This window comes from Leclercia sp. GLN_9, assembly GCF_043105735.1.
Lineage (GTDB): Bacteria > Pseudomonadota > Gammaproteobacteria > Enterobacterales > Enterobacteriaceae > Enterobacter > Enterobacter adecarboxylatus.
The window spans coordinates 37,184-59,490 of the sequence record NZ_JBICLV010000010.1; the positions used below are offsets into that span (position 1 = coordinate 37,184).

At 57.2% G+C, this 22,307-nt stretch carries 21 protein-coding genes and 1 tRNA gene; 11 read left to right on the forward strand and 11 right to left on the reverse strand.

Annotated features, from left to right (window positions below):
* Position 1: 1 nt before the first annotated feature.
* The 4 genes from ACF8PE_RS05235 to ACF8PE_RS05250 all read right to left on the reverse strand — a co-directional run bounded on the left by ACF8PE_RS05235 (position 2) and on the right by ACF8PE_RS05250 (position 4,471).
* Positions 2 to 982 (reverse strand): LacI family DNA-binding transcriptional regulator, encoded by a 981-nt coding sequence (locus ACF8PE_RS05235; protein ID WP_032616924.1) that lies wholly within the window; start codon positions 980 to 982, stop codon positions 2 to 4.
* 75 nt (positions 983 to 1,057) lie between these two features.
* Positions 1,058 to 2,200 carry a Gfo/Idh/MocA family protein gene (locus ACF8PE_RS05240; protein ID WP_392494662.1) on the reverse strand — a complete coding sequence of 381 codons (1,143 nt, stop codon included), beginning with the start codon at positions 2,198 to 2,200 and terminating at the stop codon, positions 1,058 to 1,060.
* Entirely contained in the window at positions 2,193 to 3,218 is a 1,026-nt protein-coding gene (locus tag ACF8PE_RS05245; RefSeq protein ID WP_117385899.1) for a sugar phosphate isomerase/epimerase, read from the reverse strand. Before ACF8PE_RS05245 ends, ACF8PE_RS05240 begins: the two co-directional genes overlap by 8 nt.
* A gap of 11 nt (positions 3,219 to 3,229) precedes the next feature.
* Positions 3,230 to 4,471 carry an MFS transporter gene (locus ACF8PE_RS05250; protein WP_392494663.1) on the reverse strand — a complete coding sequence of 414 codons (1,242 nt, stop codon included), beginning with the start codon at positions 4,469 to 4,471 and terminating at the stop codon, positions 3,230 to 3,232.
* A gap of 276 nt (positions 4,472 to 4,747) precedes the next feature.
* On the opposite strand from ACF8PE_RS05250, the gene ACF8PE_RS05255 reads away from it, so the two are divergent.
* On the forward strand, positions 4,748 to 5,110 hold the full coding sequence (locus ACF8PE_RS05255; protein ID WP_317518908.1) for a type II toxin-antitoxin system RelE/ParE family toxin: 363 nt from the start codon (positions 4,748 to 4,750) through the stop codon (positions 5,108 to 5,110).
* Entirely contained in the window at positions 5,098 to 5,397 is a 300-nt protein-coding gene (locus tag ACF8PE_RS05260; protein ID WP_059308573.1) for a helix-turn-helix domain-containing protein, read from the forward strand. Before ACF8PE_RS05255 ends, ACF8PE_RS05260 begins: the two co-directional genes overlap by 13 nt.
* Before the next feature lie 140 nt (positions 5,398 to 5,537).
* Here ACF8PE_RS05260 and pheP read toward each other — a convergent pair whose 3' ends face one another.
* The 6 genes from pheP to ACF8PE_RS05290 all read right to left on the reverse strand — a co-directional run bounded on the left by pheP (position 5,538) and on the right by ACF8PE_RS05290 (position 13,936).
* Positions 5,538 to 6,923, reverse strand: a complete 1,386-nt coding sequence (gene pheP, locus ACF8PE_RS05265; RefSeq protein ID WP_077226217.1) for a phenylalanine transporter — start codon at positions 6,921 to 6,923, stop codon at positions 5,538 to 5,540.
* Positions 6,924 to 7,026: 103 nt separating this feature from the next.
* Positions 7,027 to 9,000: a PhoX family protein gene (locus ACF8PE_RS05270; protein WP_392494664.1), complete on the reverse strand. Its 1,974-nt coding sequence runs from the start codon at positions 8,998 to 9,000 to the stop codon at positions 7,027 to 7,029.
* A 119-nt stretch (positions 9,001 to 9,119) separates the two neighbouring features.
* Positions 9,120 to 11,306 carry a TonB-dependent siderophore receptor gene (locus ACF8PE_RS05275; protein ID WP_032616917.1) on the reverse strand — a complete coding sequence of 729 codons (2,187 nt, stop codon included), beginning with the start codon at positions 11,304 to 11,306 and terminating at the stop codon, positions 9,120 to 9,122.
* A 64-nt stretch (positions 11,307 to 11,370) separates the two neighbouring features.
* The gene (locus ACF8PE_RS05280) at positions 11,371 to 12,453 is read right to left on the reverse strand and encodes a YncE family protein (RefSeq protein ID WP_117385905.1); all 1,083 of its coding nucleotides are present in this window, start codon (positions 12,451 to 12,453) and stop codon (positions 11,371 to 11,373) included.
* Between the two features lie 497 nt (positions 12,454 to 12,950).
* Positions 12,951 to 13,796, reverse strand: a complete 846-nt coding sequence (locus ACF8PE_RS05285; protein WP_117385907.1) for a hypothetical protein — start codon at positions 13,794 to 13,796, stop codon at positions 12,951 to 12,953.
* Between the two features lie 63 nt (positions 13,797 to 13,859).
* Positions 13,860 to 13,936: transfer RNA gene (locus ACF8PE_RS05290), tRNA-Arg, on the reverse strand.
* Positions 13,937 to 14,158: 222 nt separating this feature from the next.
* On the opposite strand from ACF8PE_RS05290, the gene folD reads away from it, so the two are divergent.
* The 5 genes from folD to ACF8PE_RS05315 all read left to right on the forward strand — a co-directional run bounded on the left by folD (position 14,159) and on the right by ACF8PE_RS05315 (position 18,696).
* Complete coding sequence (folD, locus tag ACF8PE_RS05295; protein WP_032616914.1) at positions 14,159 to 15,025, forward strand: bifunctional methylenetetrahydrofolate dehydrogenase/methenyltetrahydrofolate cyclohydrolase FolD; 867 nt, start codon at positions 14,159 to 14,161, stop codon at positions 15,023 to 15,025.
* 1 nt (position 15,026) lies between these two features.
* Entirely contained in the window at positions 15,027 to 15,239 is a 213-nt protein-coding gene (gene ybcJ, locus ACF8PE_RS05300; protein ID WP_032616913.1) for a ribosome-associated protein YbcJ, read from the forward strand.
* A gap of 272 nt (positions 15,240 to 15,511) precedes the next feature.
* Positions 15,512 to 17,011 carry a PTS transporter subunit EIIC gene (locus tag ACF8PE_RS05305; protein ID WP_032616912.1) on the forward strand — a complete coding sequence of 500 codons (1,500 nt, stop codon included), beginning with the start codon at positions 15,512 to 15,514 and terminating at the stop codon, positions 17,009 to 17,011.
* 74 nt (positions 17,012 to 17,085) lie between these two features.
* Positions 17,086 to 18,102 (forward strand): Mal regulon transcriptional regulator MalI, encoded by a 1,017-nt coding sequence (gene malI, locus ACF8PE_RS05310; protein WP_032616911.1) that lies wholly within the window; start codon positions 17,086 to 17,088, stop codon positions 18,100 to 18,102.
* A gap of 72 nt (positions 18,103 to 18,174) precedes the next feature.
* A complete protein-coding gene (locus tag ACF8PE_RS05315) occupies positions 18,175 to 18,696 on the forward strand; it encodes a metal-dependent hydrolase (protein ID WP_163603712.1) in 522 nt (173 codons plus the stop codon).
* 87 nt (positions 18,697 to 18,783) lie between these two features.
* Here the strand turns inward: ACF8PE_RS05315 and cysS are convergent, their stop codons facing one another.
* Positions 18,784 to 20,169: a cysteine--tRNA ligase gene (gene cysS, locus ACF8PE_RS05320; protein ID WP_032616909.1), complete on the reverse strand. Its 1,386-nt coding sequence runs from the start codon at positions 20,167 to 20,169 to the stop codon at positions 18,784 to 18,786.
* Positions 20,170 to 20,374: 205 nt separating this feature from the next.
* Between cysS and ppiB the strand changes: the two genes are divergently transcribed.
* The 4 genes from ppiB (at position 20,375) to ACF8PE_RS05340 (ending at position 22,209) form a co-directional block, all read left to right on the forward strand.
* Positions 20,375 to 20,869, forward strand: coding sequence for a peptidylprolyl isomerase B (gene ppiB, locus ACF8PE_RS05325; RefSeq protein WP_032616908.1), 495 nt, complete (start codon positions 20,375 to 20,377; stop codon positions 20,867 to 20,869).
* A 3-nt stretch (positions 20,870 to 20,872) separates the two neighbouring features.
* Entirely contained in the window at positions 20,873 to 21,595 is a 723-nt protein-coding gene (gene lpxH, locus ACF8PE_RS05330; protein WP_144883528.1) for a UDP-2,3-diacylglucosamine diphosphatase, read from the forward strand.
* Between the two features lie 145 nt (positions 21,596 to 21,740).
* Positions 21,741 to 21,950, forward strand: coding sequence for a YdgH/BhsA/McbA-like domain containing protein (locus tag ACF8PE_RS05335; RefSeq protein ID WP_392494665.1), 210 nt, complete (start codon positions 21,741 to 21,743; stop codon positions 21,948 to 21,950).
* Between the two features lie 70 nt (positions 21,951 to 22,020).
* Entirely contained in the window at positions 22,021 to 22,209 is a 189-nt protein-coding gene (locus tag ACF8PE_RS05340) for a hypothetical protein (RefSeq protein ID WP_032616905.1), read from the forward strand.
* Positions 22,210 to 22,307 lie beyond the last annotated feature (98 nt).

A 22,307-nucleotide genomic window follows, 5' to 3' on the forward strand; every position in this document is an offset into this window, starting at 1 on the left:
CTCAGCTACTGGCGCGGGAAATAAAGCGCCAGTTCATCATCACCCGTTCGGTGGGGGCGTCGGGGTTGTCGATTTTATTCAGCAGCAGATCGACCGCCTTACGCCCGATATCCCGCGACGGCTGCTTGATGGTGCTGAGCGGCGGCGAGACCATTTCAGAGAGTTCAGTGCCGTCGAACCCCACCACGGCGATATCCTGCGGGATACGCAGACCGGCCTTTTCGATGGCGCGCAACGCACCAGCGGCCAGGGTATCGGACACCGCAAAAACCGCATCCGGGCGCGGTTCCGCCGCCAGTAGTCGGGTCATGGCCGCCATGCCGGCCGCCGCGCTGAGATCGCTGGCGTATTCAATGGCCTGATACGACAGATCGCGCAGGTGCAGCACGCTTTTGTAGCCCCGCTCGCGCAGGCGGGCATATTTGTAGCTCAGGTCGTGGTTGATCAGGGCTATACGCTGACGCCCGCCGTCGGCCAGGCGGCTGACCACGTGCTGGGAGGCATCGACGTCGTTAATTCCCACGCAGGAGACCGCACCCGCATCGGCGTATTCAGCGCACTGCACCCAGGGCGCATCGCCAATCAGCGCCGCCAGCTCGGTGAGCCGGGTAAACGCATCCATGGTGATAATGCCATCGACCATTTTACCGGTCAGCAGGCTTAGCCCTGAACGGGAACGTTCAATATCGGAGCCGGAGTTGCACAGCAGAATGCGATAGCCGTTTTTCTCAGCCTGCTCCTCAATGCCCTTCACCACCTCAGCACAGAACGGGTTAGCAATGTTGGAAACCATCACCAGGATCATAAAGCTGCGCGAGGTGCGCAGCTGACGGGCAAGAAGATTGGGCTGATAGTTAGCCTCTTTAATCGCCTGCAAGACGCGATCGCGATTTTTGGCTTTGACGGTATCGCTGTTATTCAGCACACGCGATACCGTCGCCACCGAGACGCCCGCCAGTTGGGCGATTTTCTGAATTGACATAGCGACGAGTGATCCTGCAGTTAGCGTTAGCAGCAGGCTACCATAAATTCATTGCCCGGCGTACCGGGCAAGGTGTTACTGCACGACGCTGACCCAGCGCTGCTGCTGGTGGCTTTTCACTATGGCATCAATGATATACATCACGTTCGCCCCGTCATGGAAGGTGGCAAACAGCGGCTTTTCGGGCATCCTGCCCGCCTGTACCGCCCGATAAAACTGCGCCATCATGTTCTTAAACGCATCCGGCCAGCCTTCGATGTGGCCGCCCGGGAAGTGGGCGCTGTCGGCCACGTCACGGTTCATCAGCCCCGGATCGTCCGTCAGCGTCTGGTTAGCCTGCGCGCGATGGCCGACCCACAGCTGCTGGGGCACCTCCTGATCCCAGGCCACGGAGCCGTCGCTGCCGTTCACCTCCAGGCTCAGGCGGTTTTTCCGTCCGGCGCTCACCTGCGAGACGTTAAAGCTGCCCTTGCTGCCATCGTCGAAGCGGAACAGCACCGAGCCAAAATCCTCGGTGGTGACGGGTTTGTCTTCATAGACGGCGTCGGCTGCCTGGCTGAAGGTCTGATGACCGGCCACGTTCGCCTTGCGGGTCGGCCAGACGATAGAGAGGTCAGCCATCACCTCAGTGATGCGCCGCCCGGTAATAAACTGGATCGTGTCGCACCAGTGGGAACCGATATCGGCCACCGCACGCGATGCCCCCCCGAGCGCGGCGTCGACACGCCAGCTGTAATCTGTTTCCAGCAACATCCAGTCCTGCAAGTAGCTGCCATGGGCGGCAAACAGCCGTCCGAGCGTGCCCGCCTCCACCATGCTCGCCGCCTGGCGTACCATGGCAAACTGGCGATAGACAAAGCTCACCCCATGCACCACGCCCGCCTGCTCCGCCAGCGCAACCAACTCCTGCGCCTCGTCCGGGGTCATGCACAGCGGTTTTTCGGAAAAGACATGCTTCCCGGCACGCAGGATCTGGCGGTTGATCTCTGCATGCAGATGGTTTGGCGTGCAGTTGTGGACCACGTGGAGATCCGGGTGCGCCAGCAATGCCTCCACGCTGCCGTAGGCATGCGGGATGTTCAGCGCCCGGGCCTTCTCCTCGGCCTGTGCCTGGGTGCCGTCGCACAGGGCGACGACCTGCACAAAGCCGAGACGGCGCAGGGCTTCGATGTGCGCCGGGCCGATAAAGCCGCTGCCGATAATGCCGACGTTAATCATGAAGTTCTCCTGCGGCGAAATCGTCAAACGCCCGGTCGGAGACCGGAATAATGTGGCGGGAGATAAACTCACGTCCTTCCCGCGCGCCGGTATCGCCCTCTTTCAGGCAACACTCCCACTCCAGAACCGCCCAGCCGTCATAGTCGTACTGCGTCAGCTTGCTGAAGATGCCCTTGAAATCGATCTGCCCGTCGCCCGGCGAGCGGAAGCGCCCTGCGCGGTTGATCCAGCTCTGATAGCCGCCATACACGCCGCTGCGCCCGTTGGGGCGGTACTCGGCATCTTTAACGTGGAACGCCTTGATGCGGGTGTGGTAGTGGTCGATAAAGGCCAGATAATCCATCTGCTGTAGCAGCAGGTGGCTCGGATCGTAGAGAATGTTGCAGCGCGGATGGTTGTCCACCAGCGCCAGAAAACGCTCGAAGGTCACGCCGTCGTGCAGATCTTCTCCGGGGTGGATCTCATAGCAGACATTTACCCCCTGCTCGTCGAAGGCGTCCAGAATCGGACGCCAGCGGTGGGCCAGCTCGCTGAACGCCTCCTGGAAACGCGCCTCGTTATGGGGCGGCCAGGGATACATCCACGGCCAGGCCAGCGATCCCGAGAAGGTGGCATGGGCGGTCAACCCAAGCCGTGCCGATGCAACCGCCGCCTTTTTCACGATATCGGTGGCCCATGCCTGGCGGGCAGCGGCATTGCCGCGCACCGCCTGCGGGGCAAAGTTATCAAACGCCTCGTCATAGGCCGGATTCACGGCGATAAGCTGACCTTCCAGATGGGTGGACAGCTCGCTTACCACCAGCCCGTGCTGCGCCAGCTTGCCGCTTATCTCATCGCAGTAGGTCTGGCTTTCTGCCGCCAGCTCCACGTCAAATATCGCCTTGTGATTGCAGGGAATTTGCAACGCTTTGTAGCCTTTTTCCGCTGCCCAGCCTGCCAGCCCGTCGAGCGTGTTAAACGGGTGTTGCCCGCCGATAAACTGCGACAGAAAAATGCCTGGACCTTTAATTGTCCTCATACCACCTCCAGTTAGTGCGCCTTTTCTTCGTCATATTTGAACGAGAAGAGGAAAATCAGCGCGATGACCGCAGCCGCCACCGCCGGGATCCACCAGAAGGTGACCCAGGCTTGTGGAACGGTCTGCCCCGCCACCAGGCGGTTGTACAGCGCGCCGGAAATCTGTGAGCCGAGCAGCATGCCGATACCGTAAGTGAACATCACGATCATGCTCTGCGCCTGGCCTTTTACCTTTTCGCCCGCCACGCGGTCGGTGTAGATAAAGCCCACCACAAAGAAGAAGTCATAGCAGACGCCGTGCAGCAGGATGCCGAGATACAGCAGGATACGTCCCTCTTCGCTCACGCCCAGGGCAAACATGGCGTAACGGACGAACCACGCCAGCATGCCGATCAGCAGCATATATTTCACGCCCAGACGGCGGAACAGCAGCGGGATCACCAGCATGAAGAAGATTTCAGACATCTGGCCAAAGGACATGGCGGTACTGACATCAGCGATACCGGCATCGGCCAGATAGGACGCGGTGTAAGCGTAGTAGGTGCCCAGCGGAACGGAGATCAGCATCGCGCACAGGCAGAAGATAAAGAAGTGACGGGTTTTCAGCAGCGCGAAGGCGTCGGCGCAGAAGAGATCGCGCATCTGCACTGGCATCCCTTTGGCCGGCGCCGGCGTGTGCGGCAACGTCAGGCTATAGAGCGCCAGCAGGACGGAGCTGGCCGCCGCTACGTGGAAGATGGTGACGCTGGACGCCACGCCGGTCACGCCGATAAAGATCCCGGCCACAATCCAGCCAATAGTGCCGAATACGCGAACCACCGGGAAGGTCTTATCGACGTTCGCCAGGCTGTGGAAGGCAATGTTGTTGGTCAATGCCAGGGTCGGCATGTAGCAGAGCATGTAGCCAAACAGCAGGCCGATCAGCAGCGCACCGTTTTCCGCAATTAATGCCCCCGGCACGAACCACAGGATTGCCGCGCCAGCGAGGTGCATTACCGCCATCACCTTTTGCGAGGCGAAGAAGCGGTCCACCAGCATGCCGAGGACAAACGGCGACAGAATAGAGGCAATCGGCCCGGCAGAAAAAGCATCGCCGATCAGCAATGACATGTTGTGCTGGGTCATGACCAGACCGAGGGTAACTGACCAGCTACCCCAGATAAAAAATTGCAGGAACATCATCAGCGACAGGCGCGGCACCAGCATCCGGTGCTGCCCTATCACCTTTCCACTACTTTCAGTTGTTGACACCATGATCATCCCCACCCTTAAAAAGTAATCGATTACAAACCGTATCAAATGAAAAGTAATCGATTACAAAATAAAGATCCTGTGGATCGATTCAGAAGTGCGAGGAGGGTCACGATAAAGGTTTGGATTGGGGCGAGCAGGTGCCGGGTGAGAGGTGCGCCTTGCCCGGAATAGGGGTTGTCAGGCTTGTGAGAGCGCCGCGCCGCAATATAGTTGCAGTTGCAGTTATAGCCTTTTGGCTATAATCTTTTATAGCCAAAAGGCTATAAGGAAATAGTTATGTGGGAAGTCGAAACAACGGATACGTTTGACAAGTGGTTTAACCACCAGACACAAGCCTTGAAAGAAGATGTCCTGGCTATAATGCATATCCTCTCAGAGTACGGTCCACAGCTGGGCCGTCCCTGGGTCGATACAGTTAAAAACTCACATTACGCGAATTTGAAAGAGCTACGCATTCAGCATGCAGGGGATCCGGTTCGTGCTTTTTTTGCCTTCGATTCTGTTCGTAAAGCCATAATTTTATGTGCTGGAAATAAGACGGGAAAAAATGAAAAGCGATTCTATAAAGATATGATCACCATGGCTGACGCTGAATTCAGCGATTATCTGGCGAGTAAGGAGGCCGAATGGCTACGTTAAAAGAACTCATGGCCCAGCAGAGCCAGGAAAGTCAGGAGCGAATTGCCGCTAAAGTTGAGGATCTGCGCATTATTGTCGCGCTCAACCAGCTCCGGGAAGAACTCAACATATCGCAAACTGAACTTGCTGCCGCGATGGGGGTTAAACAGCCTACCGTTGCGAAAATTGAGCAACCGGATAATGATCCGCGTCTTTCTACGCTTAAACGCTATGTTACGGCATTAGGGGGTGAAGTGAGTATTGATGTCATTCTGCCCACCGGGAAGCGGGTGGCGTTTCATTTTTGATTACCCTGCGGCATTTTTGCGGTTAGTGCTGTGCTTACCTGGTTTACGGTTTTTGTAGGCTGTTACAAGCGCCGCGCCGCAATGCGAAAACGGGAATGGTGCGGCCTGAAGCCCTCTCCCACCGGGAGAGGGCCAACGCTTTACTTTCTGGAAAGTTTAAAGGCCGCAAACAGGAACACAATCCACACCGGCAACAGGATGGCCGAGGTGCGCATGCCGTCCATGGTACACATCAGCACCAGGATCATCGCCAGGAAGGCGATACAGAGATAGTTACCCGCCGGATAGAGCAGCGCTTTGAACTGCGTCTCGCGTCCTTTGCGGCGCATCGCCGCGCGGAACCGCAGGTGCGCCAGACAGATCATGATCCAGTTCAGCAGCAGGGTCGCGACCACCAGCGCCATCAGCAGGCCAAAGGCTTCGTGCGGCAGCAGGTAGTTGACCAGCACCACCAGCGAGGTAATGCCCCCGGAGAGCAGCAGCGAGTTCACCGGGACGCCGCGACGGCTGACGCGGGTTAAAAACTTCGGCGCGTTACCCTGTACGGAGAGGCCAAACAGCATGCGGCTGTTGGAGTAGACGCCGCTGTTATAGACCGACAGCGAGGCCACCAGAATCACAAAGTTCAGCGCCGACGCCACCACGTTGCTGTTCAGATCGTGGAAAATCATCACAAACGGGCTGCTGTCAGACTTCACTTCCACCCACGGGTAGAGCGCCAGCAACACCACCAGCGAACCGATATAAAACAGTAGAATACGGTACACCACCTGGTTGACCGCTTTCGGGATACTTTTATGTGGGTCCTGCGCTTCAGCGGCGGTAATGCCAATCAGCTCCAGCCCGCCAAACGAGAACATGATCACCGCCAGCGACAGCACCAACCCTTTCCAGCCGGTCGCGAGGAAGCCGCCGTGCTGCCACAGGTTGTCGAGGGTCGCCCGCTCGCCGCCGTGACCGGAGAACAGCAGCCACAGGCCAAAACCGATCATGCCGATGATGGCCAGCACCTTAATTAAGGCGAACCAGAACTCGGTCTCTCCGTACAGGCGCACGTTCACCAGGTTAACGGCGTTAATGATGATGAAGAATACCGCCGCCCAGATCCAGGTGGGTACCTCTGGCAGCCAGTACTGCATATAGATGCCCGCAGCGGTCAGCTCTGCCATGCCCACCAGCACGAACATCACCCAGTAGTTCCAGCCAGAGAGGAAACCGGCGAACGGCCCCCAGTATTTATAGGCAAAATGGGCAAAGGAACCGGATACCGGCTCTTCTACCACCATCTCGCCGAGCTGGCGCATGATCAGAAAAGCGATAATGCCCGCGATGGCATAACCCAGTAGCACGGCAGGACCGGCCATCTGAATGGCAGGACCGATGCCGAGAAACAGCCCGGTGCCGATAGCGCCACCGAGTGCGATAAGTTGAATATGTCGGTTCTGTAAACCACGATGCAGCGTCGGTGTCTGTTCCGACGAGGCTTCAGTAACACCAGTACCTGAAGCGGATGACGCGTTTTTCACGTCTTACCCCTGTCTCTTTTTATGGAAGGGGCACCTTTTAACACTTCAGGCAGACGGGAGCAAGTTAAACGCCGGGCAACGGTTGCTGCCCGGCGGGAGGCTATCAAGAACCGATAATACCGCCGTCCGCTCTGGTGATGACCACCGTTGAGGCGCGAGGACGCCCTTGCGGATTGTTATCCGGCCAGTTAGAAACGGCGCGCGGGTTTGCCGGGTCGGTAATATCGTCCCCGCCCTCCCCCGGATGCTGAATATTAATAAACAGCGTGCGGTTGTCCGGGGTGAACGCAATGCCGGTGATTTCGCAGCCGCGTGGGCCAGTCAGGAAGCGGCGGTACTCGTTGGTGCCCGGAATGGTCGCCACCATCTGGTTATTGCCCATCCCCTCATAGGCTTTCTTGTTAATGGTGCTGGAGGAGACGTCGGTCTGGATCCAGAGCACGCCCTGATGGTCAAACGACAGGCCGTCCGGGCTGCCAAATTCGGCCCCCTTCATGCTGCCTTTCGCCTTTTCATCCGCAGTGTCCGTTCGCCCGGCCAGCACCAGGATGTCCCATTTAAAGCGTAACGCTGCCGGATCGCCGCCCTCTTCGTGCCAGTGCATGATGTGGCCGAACGTGTTGTTTGCTCGCGGGTTGGCCGCATCCACCGGCGCTTTGCCCTCTTTGCCGCGATCGCTGTTGTTGGTCAGCGTGCAGTAAACGCTGCCGCTGTTATGGGGATCGACCGCAATCCACTCAGGACGGTCCATCTTAGTCGCCCCTACGGCATCGGCCGCCAGACGGGTTTTAATCAGCAGGTCGCCCTGATTGTCGAACCCTTTGCTCTTATCCAGGCCGTTCTGGCCAAACACCAGCGGCAGCCACTCGCCGGAGCCGTCATCGTTGAATCTGGCGACATAGAGCGTGCCAGCGGAGAGCAACTGCATGTTGGCTTCGCGATCCGCCGGATTGTAATGGTTGTCGGAAACAAATTTGTAGATGTACTCAAACTTCTGGTCATCCCCCATATAGGTGACCACGCGCTTATCGGCGGCCAGGGTGACGGCGGCCCCTTCGTGTTTGAAGCGACCCAGCGCGGTGTGCTTGCGCGGCGTGGAGTTCGGGTTGTACGGATCGATTTCGACCACCCAGCCAAAGCGATTCGGCTCGTTAGGGGTTTTATCCACGTTGAACCTGTCGTCCACCTCGCTCCAGCGGTAGGACTCATCGCTGTCGCTGATGCCGTAGCGCTTCTCCAGCGCGTTACGCTCGCTTTTTTTGACGAAAATATCCGACCAGTTCTCTTCGCAGGTGAGATAGGTTCCCCAGGGGGAATAACCGTTAGCGCAGTTTTGCATGGTGCCGAGCACCTGCTCGCCCTGCGGATCGGCGGCGGTTTTCATTAACGCCTGCTGACGCGCCGGGCCGGTGAGCTGCATCGGGGTATTTACCGTGATGCGGCGGGCAAAGCCGGAGGGGCGCACCACTTCCCAGTCGCTGCCGCTCTTTTTCACTTCGATAATCGACACGCCCATCGCGTTCTGGCCTTTACGCGCCTTCTCCAGGCTCCAGTTGGCGGTGCCGTCGGTAAAGAGCATGCCGTTGTCGATATACTCGTGGTTCATCGCCAGCAGGCCATGGGCGGGATCCTGCTCCCCTTGCGGCAGGCTAAACCACGCCATGCCGTCATGGTGCATGCCCGCCTGTGCCGCCTGCTCGTCTGTCGTGTTGCTGGCGTCAAATTTGAAGGCTGGCAGATTGCCCTTGATGCCAGTAGCGTCGCCCCAGCGATAGAAAGGACGTGCAATGTAGCCCTCGGGCACTCTGACCGTATCGTCGGTTGAGACCGGAATGCTGGTAAAACCGAGCGAGACCGCTTTGCTCAGGGCTGAAGGATGTGACACCGCGGCCAGGGCGTTTTCAGGCTTGAGTAAAAAGGGGAAAGAGGCGGCGGCACCGGCAACGGCACCCATCTGCAGGAAACGGCGGCGGGAGAGGAACATCTCCGCCACGGTGGAAAATACCGGGTTAGCGCTGGGATTGCTGACATCATCGCGATGTTCTTTTTTGAATACGGACTTAAGAGGTTTACCCACGATGGCTTCCTTTCTTTAGGCTAAGAAATGACAAAGTGGGAACACTATAAGAACAATTTGTTACATTTTTATAACAGACGGACGGTGGGGCATCCCTGCCCCGATAACGAGGGTCGAACTCAGAACTCGTAGCCGACAGAGACCTTAAAGGTACGCGGCTCACCCTGGAACAGGTAAGTGCCGCTGTCGTCAACGCTTGACCAGTAGTTTTCGTCGGTGACGTTTTCAATGCCAGCGCGAACGGTCATCTGGTTCTGGTCATTGTTGACCGCGAAGCGGTAACGCATGCCCAGATCCAGGGTGGTGTAGCTGTCCAGCTTTTTGCTGTTGGCCAGATTGGCATACTGCGAACCGGAGTGGTTCACACGGGCGGTGGCGGTCAGGCCGTCGACAGGCTTGATGTCATACTCCGCACCCAGCACGCCGTAGAACGACGGAACGCCAATGGCGTCGTTGCCCTGATTAACACCGTTGTTGGTTTTGGTCAGCTCCGCCTGCAGCCAGGTGGCGCTGGCATTCAGACGCAGGCCCAGCGTCGGCTCGCCAAAGACGTTCAGCTCGATGCCGCGGTTACGCTGCTCTGCATCCAGCCCGTAATATTTGGTCTGGCTGTCGAGAATGGCAGACGGCATTTTAATTTCAAACAGGGCCAGCGAGCCGCCAACGCGACCAAAGTCAGCCTTCACGCCCACTTCGTTCTGCTTAGAGTGGACGATACCGGTGCTCTGGCCGTAGTTGATGGCGGTGTTAGGCGCGGTTTTACCCGGCTGCAACGCTTCGGTGTGGTTAGCGTACAGCGAGATTTCATCCCAGGGTTTGTACACCACGCCATAGGTTGGCATCCAGCGGTCGCCGTCGAAGCTATCGCCAGCGTTTTCCAGACCGGTGACTTTGTTATACCCACGAATGACCACTTTCTGATGGCGCGCCCCGACGGTGAACAGCAGTTTGTCGTCAAGCACGCCGAGGGTGTCGCTCAGCAGCCAGCCCTGAGTGCGGGTGCGGCCGCTGGTCAGCGGATCGCTGTAGTTACCGCCCGCCCCATTGGAGTTGGTGCTCGGTGGCGCATCCACACCGGTGTTGTGGTAGATGTTGGTGACCGGGTTATCCTTCGCCGCCGACATCTTCCAGGCAATTTTCTCGTTTTTGGTCATCGCCGAGTAGCCGACGTTAACCTTATGGGTCACAAAGCCGGTCGCAAAGTTACCGCGGATCCCCGCCATGCCGCTTACGCTGTCGCTGATACGGTTGGTATCCAGGCGGCTCGCGGTGGCTTTGCCGCTCTTATCCACCAGCTTCGCACCGCTGTACAGCCCTTCTTCATGGGCGTGTTGCGCCCCCAGACCGGTATAGGCGGTCCAGTTGTCGTTGATGTCGTACTCGCTGCGCCACATGCCAAATTCGTTTTCGATATTGCTGTAGGCCCATTTCTGCGAGTAGTTGCGATCGTTTTTCGGCGGCTCTGGCACGAAATCTACGCCAGAGATGTTGACCCCGGTTTCCGAGCCGTGGAAGGTTTTCTTCTGATACCCAAAGTCCACGGAGGTACGGAAGTCATCTCCCGCATAGTCCAGACCGGTGGACAGCAGCGTGGTGCGGCGGCGGTCGTTAGCAACCGGCGCTTCGCCTTCACGGTGCACCACGTTGACGCGGGCACCAAACTGGTCGTTGTCGCCGAAGCGACGACCGGCATCAAGGGTGGTGCCAATCTGCGAATCCGAGGTGTAGTCCACGCCCACTTTCGCCTGCGGCGTTGCCCCCGCGTGTTTCGGTTCGAGGTTAATCATGCCGCCCACGCCAGAGCTGGCCGCGCCGTTCATCAGGGAGTTGGCACCTTTGAAGATCTCAATGCGATCCACCATCTGTGCGTCCACCACCTGACGCGGCAGCACGCCGGAGAGGCCGCCGAAGGTCATGTCATCTCCGTCGAACTTCAGGCCACGAATGCGGTAGCTTTCTGCGCTGTTGCCGTAGCCCTGTACGGACTGGACGCCCGCATCGTTAGCCACCACGTCAGCAATGGTGTGCGCCTGCTGATCCTCCACCAGTTTGGAGGTGTAGCTGATGATGTTAAAGGGAACGTCCATCGCATTTTGCTGACCGAGCATCCCCATGCGGCCGCCGTTCGCCACCTGCCCGTCCAGGAAGGCCGGTACCAGCTGGTCGCCGCCGGCTTTAAAATCGCTGGCGGCAGACTGCACCACGATGGTCTCTTCTTTTTTGCTCTCCGCTGCCACCGCGGAATGGGCGATAACGCCTATAGCGAGAGCCAGCAGCGTTTTGTTCATTTTTCTGGTGTGGTTCATGATTAACTCGTTCAAATTTCGCGCAAAATGGCCCGTTGCCGGGCCTGAGTTGTTATGAGAAAGCTTATTTCAGGGCAATACGCACAACGCTGTCCGGCCCGTTAGTCGAGTGGTCTTTGTTGAACGCCTGCTTAACGGTGACGTACAGCGTCTGGCCGTCAGCCGACAGCAGCAGGCTGTTCGGGTTCGGCGGCAGATCCCACGTCTGCTTGACGGCATAGGTGGTGGCATCGAGGCTCAGCAGCTTGCCGCTTTCACGCTGGGTGATGTACAGCTCGTTGCGTTTGGCGTTGAACTTCACCGCCAGCGAGTCGCCGACATCGAGCTGTTTAATGATTTCACCGGTATGGATGTCCAGCACCAGGGTGGTTTTGGCTTTCGAGTTGTCGGTAACGAACAGGCGGCCCGTGGCGCTGTCTTCCGCGAGGTTCAGCAGCAGCGCCGGTTTATCCCCGAGCGGCTTCCAGCGTTTTTCAATGCGGTTGCGCTTAGGATCCAGGATCAGAATATCTCCCCCGCCATTCGCCACGTAGATGCGTTGGGTCTGTTCAGACCACATCAGACCGGTGACCCACTGGCCCGCGTTCTGGATGGTCTTTTTCAGCTTCAGTGTTTTTGCATCTACCACCCAGATCACCGCCGGATCGGCCACGCCGCCGATGTAGAGCACGTCGTTATGCAGCAGCACCTGGCGCGCACCGTACGGGAAGCCCTCTTTGTTGCGCTCGGTGAACAGCAGGCGCTGTTTCACTTTGCCATCGGCGGTGTTGATGGCGCTGATCCCGCCGTCCAGTGAGTTGGTGGTATAAAGGGTCTGGCCGTCGTCAGAGATCGCGAGGGCGAAGTTTTTCAGATCGGTATGGCTGCGGCCGATGGTTTTCAGGGTCGCCGGATCGAGCTTGTACACCACCCCGCCCTGCACATCCTTGAAACCTTCTGAACTGGCAACGTACAGCGCATCGCCTTTCGGGCTCATCACCATTTCGTACAGGCCGTCAGCCAGATCGCGTTTTACGACGTTGGTCTGCGCCGGGGCGGCAGGTTTCGGGGCATCAGCGGCGGGAGCGGTGGTCGCGGTGTGTTGAGCGGCGCAGCCGCTGAGTGAGACAGCAACCAGCAGCGCCAGGGCGGACAATTTTTTTGACATCAGGAACATCCTTTACCGTGCAAATCGAATTTGAGGTGGACGTCTGCGTCGCATATACATTGCGATTAGAAGTGTGATTTCGGGCCATCAGGCCTGTGCAGCGTCCACCGTTAACACTCAGTGTTCCGTGTGAGATCTGCACTCACTGTTGATGCGGGAAAGTCCCTACGCGCCCACAAACACTAAAGAGAATGAGAACTATACTCATTATCCTTCTGTAATCAAGTGTAAACAGGGTCACAAAGTAAAAAAGCGGTTCAAAAACATCCCGGTAATGGCTCGGGGTTATCCTGTCGTGGAAGAGAGGTTCGGAGAGGTGCGGTTGGTTAACACGCCGCTGTGAGGTGTGGCGGGAATAGAGATTTGTGGCGGGTCGATAGCGTGATCGTCTTCGGGAAAGCTTGCCCCTGAATGTCTGTCTGAAGGGGGAGTCAATAGCCCAGGCCGATCATGTATGCCTTTAGCACAGCGATTTATGCCGGGGGTTTTGCTAGCCGTTACCGGCCAGTAAGCTTATCCATCGGGTTATTGCCCTTACTCGCAAGTTCTCCATCTGTCGCTTTCAAAACCGGCGTCGGGCTTTCCGACAGCGCCGCCATTCCCAGCGCCGAGGCGATGCCGCTTGCGATCGTCTCATCGGAAAACGGCACGTTCCCATTTTCCTGATGAATAATGGCCTTGCTCAGGGCGGTTAAGACGTCAGGCGAGGCGACATCCAGCCGGGTCGTCGGTGTTACGCCGAGCGCCTGGCTGACGTTCTGTATATAGGCGGTGGTATTGTTATTATCCTGCGGCGGTGCCCAGCGGGAGATAATTTTGCTGATGGTATCCAGTCCACGCCGCTGGTAGGCGAGCAGGTTTACGCCCAGAGCGCGGATCCCATGCTCAGGAGAGGCGAAGGTAGCGAAGCGCCCGTCGGTGCCGTTCTGCCCCTGCCAGGTAAAGGCCCAACTGGCTTCCAGATTGCCGGGGTTGTTATTGCGGATGCCGCGAACGCCCCCGACGGGCGACCATGCAGGCCCGGTGTGGCTGTTTCGGTACTGGGGCAAGCGGTTCATGAGCGCCAGTTGATTTTCACTCCAGCCCTGCAGGCTGGCGTACTGCCCCAGTTGCTCAAACGAGGCGGGTGTGGCGGTAACCGATGTCTGACGGTGGTCAGCGGGTTGCGATGTGCTTGCCGCAGGCTGGGCGATGATCGGCTGGGAAGAGAGTGTTACCTGCTGAAAGGAGGCGGGTACGCTGGTCTGCGTCATTCCGGCAGCGGGCGCCTGAGCCGATAGCGTGGCCAGTTGCTGCGTGTGAACGCTCTGCTCGTGTAAATGGTAATGCGCAATACCGGACATGATTTCAATCTGGTTCTAATAAGAAACACGAAGAGACGGAGAAATGCGACGTTATGATGCGAATGGCACGCCCTAAAGGATTCGAACCTTTGACCTACGGCTTAGAAGGCCGTTGCTCTATCCAACTGAGCTAAGGGCGCACAGAGAAGAATGTCTTCGCAGTGGTGAAGCGCGTGGAATTATACGGTCAATGACCGATGAGTCAATGGATTTTAGTACAATCCCCTTGCAGTTCATACCTATGCCCGACAACAACGCCGCTTAACAGGAAAATCCGCAAAGTGTGACTGACAGCAGCGCGCGCTTCTGACAAAATATGCTCATCCCCCCTTTCACTCCTTACAGATGGAATCTTCTCTCTGATGGCAGCAAAGATTATTGACGGTAAAACGATTGCGCAGCAGGTGCGCTCTGAGGTTGCGGAAAAAGTGGCAGCTCGTCGGGCCGCTGGAAAACGCGCCCCCGGGCTGGCCGTTGTGCTGGTCGGCAGCAACCCGGCATCGCAAATTTATGTCGGCAGCAAACGCAAAGCGTGCGAAGAGGTGGGCTTTCTCTCCCGCTCCTACGATCTGCCAGAAACCACATCCGAAGCAGAGCTGCTTGAGCTGATTGATACCCTGAACGCCGATAACGAGATCGACGGCATTCTGGTACAGCTGCCGCTGCCTGCGGGCATCGACAACGTGAAGGTGCTCGAACGTATCGCGCCTGACAAAGATGTGGACGGCTTCCACCCGTACAACGTTGGCCGTCTGTGCCAGCGTGCGCCGCGCCTGCGTCCGTGTACCCCGCGCGGCATCGTCACGCTGCTGGAGCGTTATAACATCGACACCTACGGCCTGAACGCCGTGGTGATTGGCGCGTCCAATATCGTGGGCCGTCCGATGAGCATGGAGCTGCTGCTGGCTGGCTGCACCACCACCGTCACCCATCGCTTTACCAAAAATCTGCGTCAGCACGTCGAAAATGCCGACCTGCTGATCGTCGCCGTGGGTAAGCCGGGCTTTATTCCGGGCGAGTGGATCAAAGAAGGCGCTATTGTCGTCGACGTAGGGATTAACCGTCTGGAAAGCGGCAAAGTGGTGGGGGATGTGGTTTACGAAGATGCTGCCGCCCGCGCCTCTTACATCACGCCGGTACCGGGTGGCGTAGGCCCGATGACCGTAGCAACACTGATTCAGAATACTTTGCAGGCATGCGAAGAGTATCACGACGTAGAGGAAGCGTAAGATGGCCACTTTTTCATTAGGAAAACATCCGCACGTTGAGCTGTGCGATCTGCTGAAGCTCGAAGGCTGGAGCGAAAGCGGTGCCCAGGCCAAAATCGTCATTGCTGATGGTCTGGTGAAGGTTGACGGTAAGGTTGAAACCCGCAAACGTTGCAAGATTGTTGCCGGGCAGACCGTGAGTTTTGAAGGCCAGAGCGTCACCATTACTGCCTGAGTGCGCTTACCCCTCCTCTCCCCCAAACGGAGAGGAGTCAAACGCCATGCCGGGCAAGGCGCCAGCCGCCACCCGGCAGCTTCCCTCAACAATCCCCCACGACCATCACGGTTAATTATCGATCGACTTCAAATAATCACTATTTCATCTGTTGAAATGTGAAAATTCAGTTGCGCGAAATTCAGGCTTTCCTCACGATAAGTAGAACGTTCTACTAAAACGTTCTACTCACTATAACAAGCGCTCACAGAGCGCACTCGGGGGAAATCAGCATGAGTCTGATATCAGGGTTTGTTAAATCGCTGTCGAAATTATCGATGATTGGTCGCGCCTTAATGCTGCCAATCTCACTGCTTCCTGCTGCGGGCCTGCTGTTGGCCTTCGGGGATAAGTTCCACCTGCCGCTGATGATGAATGCGGGCGGCGTTATCTTTGATAACCTGCCGATGCTGTTTGCCATCGGCTCGGCCGTGGGGCTGGCATCTGAATCCGGTATCGCGGCGCTGTCAGCGGCGGTGGCGGTATTTGTCACCAATATCACCATCGGCACCGTGCTCGGCATTACGCCGGAGATGGCCTCCCAGGGCGGTAAATACGCCATGGTGGTGGGCATCCCGACACTGCAGATGGGCGTCTTTGGCGGCCTGCTGTGCGGTATTCTCGCCGCCTGGTGTTACAACCGCTTCCACACCATGCAGTTGCCAGAGTTCCTCGGCTTCTTCTCCGGTAAGCGTTTTGTCGCCATTGCCACGGCGTTCCTGTCCTTTGTGATGGGCCTGCTGCTGCCTTATATCTGGCAACATATCCAGGCCGGTATCGACGCCCTGTCGGTGGTGGTGAACGGGGATAACCAGGCGGCATCGACCTTTATCTTTGGTCTGGTGGAACGCGCGCTGATCCCGCTGGGTCTGCACCACATCTGGTACCCCTCTTTCTGGTATTCGTTCGGGGATTACACCACACAGGCAGGCCAGGTGATCCACGGCGACCAGACTATCTGGTTCAAAATGCTGGAAGAAGGCACCAAATCCTTCAGCAGCGATACCTACCAGAACGCCGGTAAGTTCATGCAGGGTGAATTCCCGCTGATGCTGTTCGCGCTGCCTGCCGCCTGTCTGGCGATGTACCACGAAGCGCACACCAAAAATAAAAAGATCGCTGCCGGTATCCTGTTCTCTGCGGCACTGACCTGCTTCCTGACCGGGATCACCGAGCCGGTAGAGTTCACCTTTATCTTCGTGGCACCGATCCTTTATGTCTTTAACGCCATCATGGCGGGCCTGGCCTACATGACCATGTACCTGATGCATGCGCATATCGCTAAATCCTTCTCTGCCGGCTTTATCGACTACCTGTCGTTCGGGATCCTGCCGTCGTTTAACGGCTACCAGACCAACTTCCTCAACGCCATTATCATCGGTATTCCGATGGCGCTGATTTACTACTTCACCTTCCGCTTTGTGATCCGTCGTTTCGACGTGAAAACGCCGGGCCGCACCGAAGTGACGGCTAACGCGGATGATAAGACCGACAACGAAATCGCCACCGAAATTATCGGCCTGCTGGGCGGTGCGCAGAACATCGACTCTGTCGGCTCCTGCATCACCCGTCTGCGTCTGGAAGTGGCGAAGAGCGAGATGGTGGATAAAGACGGTCTGAATGGCCTCGGCGCACGCGGCGTGGTCTTCGTCGGTGACTCTGGCATCCAGGTTATCTTTGGCGCCCGGGCGCAGTTTATCGCCCAGACGATGTCCACCATGATCGGTAAATAATAAGCTGCCTGACCGACACGTCTCCTGTACTCTTACGGGAGACGTTGTCTTATCAGGCATTTCAGGGAGAAGATGTGAAGAAGGTCAGCATCATTGATGTCGCCAGAGAGGCAGGCGTTTCGGTCTCCACCGTCTCGCTGGTTCTGCGTCAGAAAGGAAAGATCTCCGAGGCGACGATTGAAAAAGTTCACGCCGCCATCACCGCCCTGGGCTACGTCCATAACGTGGCCGCCGCCAACCTCCGCGCCAACACCTCGAATCTTATCGGTCTGATCCTGCGCGATTTCAGCGACAGTTTTTCCATCAAAGTGATGGCGAGCATCGTTCAGGAGCTGGAGAAGCAGGGTTTTATGGTTTTTCTCGGCCAGCCGCTGAATGATGGCGAACATCTCGAGCGCTGCCTGCTCTCCTTTAAGCAGCAGGGTGTCGCCGGGGTGATCTACCTGGCGTCCAACACGCGACATGCCACCCTGCCGACGTTGATCCGTCAGTGTCCGCTGCCGCTGGTTGCGGTGTCGCAGTCGCTACTGGATGAAACCTGCAATCTGGTGATGCGCGATAATCGCCAGGCAGCGCATCTGGCGACCCGCTACCTGATTGAGCGCGGCCATCGCAATATCGCCTATATCGGCGGCCGGGAAGGGGATCTTATCCGCGAGCAGCGCCTGCTGGGTTTTCGCAGCGCGATGACGCAAAACGGGCTGGTGTTCCGCGACGAATCTGCCCCGGCCTGCAGCGACGACACCCAGGCGGTGAGTTTCGCCACCCGTCAGTTGCTGGAGAAAAACAACACCATCACCGCCCTGCTCTGCCACTCGCCGGATGCGATGATCGGCTCTATCTCCGGTATTCATCATGTAGGCCGCACGGTAGGAAAAGATGTGTTTCTCACCCAGCAGGTGGCGCTGGTGGGGTTTGAGGATATGCTGCACGTCAATCTCACCTCCCCGTCCTTTACCTATGTCTCCTCCGCCAGCGAAGAGACGGGCCGCCAGGCGGCGGGGCTGATGATCCGCAAGCTGAAAGAGCCTGAACTGCAAACCCAGCGCATTACCCTGTCGGGGCAATTAATCGCAAGGGAATCGGCCTGATTCAGATTTACGCCCGGGCCTGACTTCCGCCGCGCTCTGCTATATTTCCATGCTTTGCCATGGATAATTTTTATGCCAACGATCATTACCCACGCCGCTGTGCCGATTTGCCTCGGACTGGGGCTGGGCACCCGGGTTATTCCCCCTCGCCTGCTGTTCGCCGGGGTTGTCCTCGCCATGCTGCCGGATGCCGACGTGCTGTCGTTTAAGTTTGGCGTCGCCTACGGCAATATTTTTGGTCATCGCGGCTTTACCCACTCCCTTCTGTTCGCCTTTGTGGTGCCCCTGCTCTGCGTGTTAATCGGCCGACGCTGGTTCAGGGCCAGCCTGATGCGCTGTTGGCTGTTTTTAACGGTATCGCTGCTGTCACACAGCCTGCTGGACTCGGTGACGACGGGCGGGAAAGGGGTTGGCTGGCTGTGGCCCTGGTCGGATGAACGTTTCTTCGCCCCCTGGCAGGTGATCAAGGTCGCGCCCTTTGCGCTGTCGCGCTACACCACGCCGTACGGGCATCAGGTGATTCTCTCGGAGCTGCTGTGGGTGTGGTTACCGGGGGCGATCGTAATGGGGATGTTGTGGTGGAAACGGCGTTAAAAAAGCCGGGTGGCGGCTACGCCTGACCCGGCCTGTCTTCTTGCATTTGTCGGCCCGGCAAGCGAAGCGCCGCCGGGCGTTACAGACTTACTTACGGCGCCAGGTGGTCCCTTGCGGGCCATCTTCCAGAATGATACCCATCTCGGTAAGACGGTTACGCGCGGCATCGGCTGCGGCCCAGTCTTTCGCCTGACGTGCTTCCAGTCGGGCTTTAATCAGCGCTTCGATCTCCGCGACTTCGCCGTCATCGGCCTGGGCACCGCTCTGCAGGAACACTTCCGGTGCCTGCTCCAGCAGACCCAGCACGCCAGCCAGCTTACGCATATGGGAGGCCAGGGCGTTAGCGGCATGCGCATCTTCCCCTTTCAGGCGGTTGACTTCACGGGCCATATCAAACAGCGCCGAGTATGCTTCCGGGGTGTTGAAGTCGTCGTTCATCGCCTCGACAAAACGGGCTTCGAACGCCTCGCCACCGGCTGCAGGTACGGAGGTGTCGGTCCCGCGAAGCGCGGTATACAGACGCTCCAGGGCGGAACGCGCCTGCTTGAGGTTCTCTTCGCTGTAGTTCAGCTGGCTACGATAGTGGCCGGACATCAGGAAGTAGCGAATGGTTTCGGCATCGTAATACTTCAGCACGTCGCGCACGGTGAAGAAGTTGCCCAGCGATTTGGACATCTTCTCGCGGTCAATCATCACCATCCCGGAGTGCATCCAGTAGTTCACATACTCGCCGTCGTGCGCGCAGGTGGACTGGGCAATTTCGTTCTCATGGTGTGGGAACATCAGGTCTGAACCGCCGCCGTGAATATCGAAATGATTACCCAGCTGTTTGCAGTTCATGGCCGAACATTCGATGTGCCAGCCCGGACGGCCCGCGCCCCACGGCGACGGCCAGCTTGGCTCACCCTCTTTGGACATCTTCCACAGTACGAAGTCCATTGGGTTACGCTTCACGTCAACCACATCCACGCGAGCACCGGCTTGCAGCTGATCCAGGTCCTGACGGGAGAGCTGACCATAATGCGGATCGGTCGGTACATCGAACATCACGTCGCCGTTATCTGCCACATAGGCGTGACCTTTGGCGATCAGCTGTTCGGTGATCTCAATGATCTCAGGAATATGGTGCGTCGCACGCGGCTCCAGGTCCGGGCGCAGGATATTCAGCGCATCGAAATCTTTATGCATTTCGGCGATCATACGATCGACTAATGCGACGAAATTCTCGCCGTTTTCATTAGCGCGCTTGATAATTTTGTCGTCGATATCGGTGATATTGCGTACATACTTAAGGTTGTACCCGAGGAAACGCAGATAGCGTGACACCACGTCGAAGGCGACAAAGGTCCGGCCATGACCAATATGACAGAGATCGTAAACGGTAATACCACACACGTACATGCCGACTTCCCCGGCATGAATAGGTTTGAATTCCTCTTTTTGGCGCGTCAGTGTGTTGAAGATTTTTAACATCGAAGATTCCATGTGAGACGTGTGTGGACGAAAACGGCGTATTCTACACGCAAAATCATTTAAAGGGATGCGGCGTGTAACCGTAATTCAAACCCGAAGCCGCCAACAATGCAAGGTGATCGCGCCGTGAGGTTATGCTATAACAAGCGCTTATTGTGGCCCCCCGAGGGGTCGAAGCACCACTATAACGGAACAGGATGCAAAAATGGTTACTTTCCACACTAATCATGGCGATATCGTAATCAAAACCTTTGATGACAAAGCGCCTGAAACAGTTAAAAACTTCCTGGACTACTGCCGCGAAGGTTTCTACGACAACACCATCTTCCACCGTGTCATTAATGGCTTCATGATTCAGGGCGGCGGTTTTGAACCTGGTATGAACCAGAAAGAGACCAAAGCAGCCATCAAAAACGAAGCTAACAACGGTCTGAAAAACACGCGTGGTACGCTGGCAATGGCCCGTACTCAGGCTCCGCACTCTGCAACAGCACAGTTCTTCATCAACGTCGCGGACAACGACTTCCTGAACTTCTCCGGCGAAAGCCTGCAGGGTTGGGGCTACTGCGTGTTCGCAGAAGTCGCTGAAGGCATGGACGTGGTTGATAAGATCAAAGGCGTTTCTACTGGCCGCAGCGGTATGCACCAGGACGTTCCAAAAGAAGACGTCGTGATCACAAGCGTGACCGTCAGCGAATAATTCGTGGCGACACTCTTTATTGCAGATCTGCATCTGCAAACAGAAGAACCGGCGATCACCGCCGGTTTTCTGCGTTTTTTACAGGGTGAAGCCCGCCACGCCGATGCGCTTTATATCCTCGGGGATCTGTTCGAAGCCTGGATTGGCGATGACGACCCAAACCCGCTGCACCGCGAAATAGCCATTGCTATCAAGGCGCTGGTGGATTCCGGCGTTCCCTGCTTTTTTGTCCATGGCAACCGCGACTTTCTGCTCGGCAAGCGCTACGCCCGCGATTGCGGCATGACCCTGCTGGCAGAAGAGACCGTCCTCGACCTGTATGGCCGCAACATTCTGATCATGCATGGCGACACGCTCTGCACCGACGATACCGGTTATCTGGCGTTTCGCGCCAAAGTGCATAACCCCTGGATCCAGACCCTGTTTCTCGCCCTGCCGCTGTTTATCCGCAGCCGCATCGCCGCGAAGATGCGCGCCGGGAGCAAAGCCGCCAACAGCAGCAAATCCATGACCATCATGGATGTGAATCCCCAGGCCGTCGCCAGCGTGATGGCAAAACACCAGGTACAGTGGCTGATCCACGGCCATACCCATCGCCCGTATATGCACGACCTGACCGTCAACGATAAACCCGCCCATCGCGTGGTGTTAGGGGCCTGGCATACCGAAGGTTCGATGATCAAGGTTACGCCGGATGGCGTAGAGCTGATCGCTTTCCCGTTCTAAAATCCCCCCGCCTGAAATTCATTCAATTTTTTTGAACCGTAACCGCAAATTGTTTTGATTTTAATCACACTCTGGTCGGCCTATGATTACTCACATCAGGGCAACAACGCCCTATCCCAAACAAAAACGCTTAAGGAATACGACCATGAAATCCATCAAAACTTTCGTTGCAGTTGCCGCTCTGTCTCTGATCTCTTTCGGTTCTTTTGCGCAGAGTATCAGCACCACCGCCTCTACCCTTGACCGTGCCGAAGCCAATATCGCCGCGCAGGCTGCTAAAGAAGGCGCCGCTTACAAAATCACCAGCGCCCAGTTCGACAACCGCGTGCACATGGCCGCTGAACTGACCAAATAATTTAACTGATTGCCGTGCCGCCAGATAACACACCCGCGACAGCGACAATACGATGAAGAAGGAAAAGAGAATGAAAAATATCAGCATCGTCAGCGCCCTGCTGCTGGCCGCAACACTGTCATCTGGCGCAATGGCTGCAGCGCATCCTGTCTCCACACCGGAGGCGGGTTCGAATATCGACACGGCGATCCATCACAATCATATTGATGTGAACCATGCCTTCGACAAAGAGAACCTGACCGCAGGCAATCTCCTGTAAAAAGGGTTCAGGTATCCTGTGAAAGACCGCCGAAAGGCGGTCTTTTTTATTGCAGCAAGAGACCGACTTTGGCTGAAGTTTTAGCCGCGCAACCGTTT

Excerpts from the sequence above, each read along its gene's own strand:
- cysS (WP_032616909.1), bottom strand. The coding sequence starts at position 20,169 with ATGTTAAAAATCTTCAACACACTGACGCGCCAAAAAGAGGAATTCAAA.
- ACF8PE_RS05250 (WP_392494663.1), bottom strand. The coding sequence starts at position 4,471 with ATGGTGTCAACAACTGAAAGTAGTGGAAAGGTGATAGGGCAGCACCGG.
- folD (WP_032616914.1), top strand. The coding sequence starts at position 14,159 with ATGGCAGCAAAGATTATTGACGGTAAAACGATTGCGCAGCAGGTGCGC.
- ybcJ (WP_032616913.1), top strand. The coding sequence starts at position 15,027 with ATGGCCACTTTTTCATTAGGAAAACATCCGCACGTTGAGCTGTGCGAT.
- ACF8PE_RS05260 (WP_059308573.1), top strand. The coding sequence starts at position 5,098 with ATGGCTACGTTAAAAGAACTCATGGCCCAGCAGAGCCAGGAAAGTCAG.
- ACF8PE_RS05235 (WP_032616924.1), bottom strand. The coding sequence starts at position 982 with ATGTCAATTCAGAAAATCGCCCAACTGGCGGGCGTCTCGGTGGCGACG.
- ACF8PE_RS05335 (WP_392494665.1), top strand. The coding sequence starts at position 21,741 with ATGAAATCCATCAAAACTTTCGTTGCAGTTGCCGCTCTGTCTCTGATC.
- ACF8PE_RS05305 (WP_032616912.1), top strand. The coding sequence starts at position 15,512 with ATGAGTCTGATATCAGGGTTTGTTAAATCGCTGTCGAAATTATCGATG.
- ACF8PE_RS05255 (WP_317518908.1), top strand. The coding sequence starts at position 4,748 with ATGTGGGAAGTCGAAACAACGGATACGTTTGACAAGTGGTTTAACCAC.
- ACF8PE_RS05275 (WP_032616917.1), bottom strand. The coding sequence starts at position 11,306 with ATGAACCACACCAGAAAAATGAACAAAACGCTGCTGGCTCTCGCTATA.
- ACF8PE_RS05340 (WP_032616905.1), top strand. The coding sequence starts at position 22,021 with ATGAAAAATATCAGCATCGTCAGCGCCCTGCTGCTGGCCGCAACACTG.
- ACF8PE_RS05285 (WP_117385907.1), bottom strand. The coding sequence starts at position 13,796 with ATGTCCGGTATTGCGCATTACCATTTACACGAGCAGAGCGTTCACACG.
- ACF8PE_RS05280 (WP_117385905.1), bottom strand. The coding sequence starts at position 12,453 with ATGTCAAAAAAATTGTCCGCCCTGGCGCTGCTGGTTGCTGTCTCACTC.
- ACF8PE_RS05315 (WP_163603712.1), top strand. The coding sequence starts at position 18,175 with ATGCCAACGATCATTACCCACGCCGCTGTGCCGATTTGCCTCGGACTG.
- ACF8PE_RS05245 (WP_117385899.1), bottom strand. The coding sequence starts at position 3,218 with ATGAGGACAATTAAAGGTCCAGGCATTTTTCTGTCGCAGTTTATCGGC.
- ACF8PE_RS05240 (WP_392494662.1), bottom strand. The coding sequence starts at position 2,200 with ATGATTAACGTCGGCATTATCGGCAGCGGCTTTATCGGCCCGGCGCAC.
- ppiB (WP_032616908.1), top strand. The coding sequence starts at position 20,375 with ATGGTTACTTTCCACACTAATCATGGCGATATCGTAATCAAAACCTTT.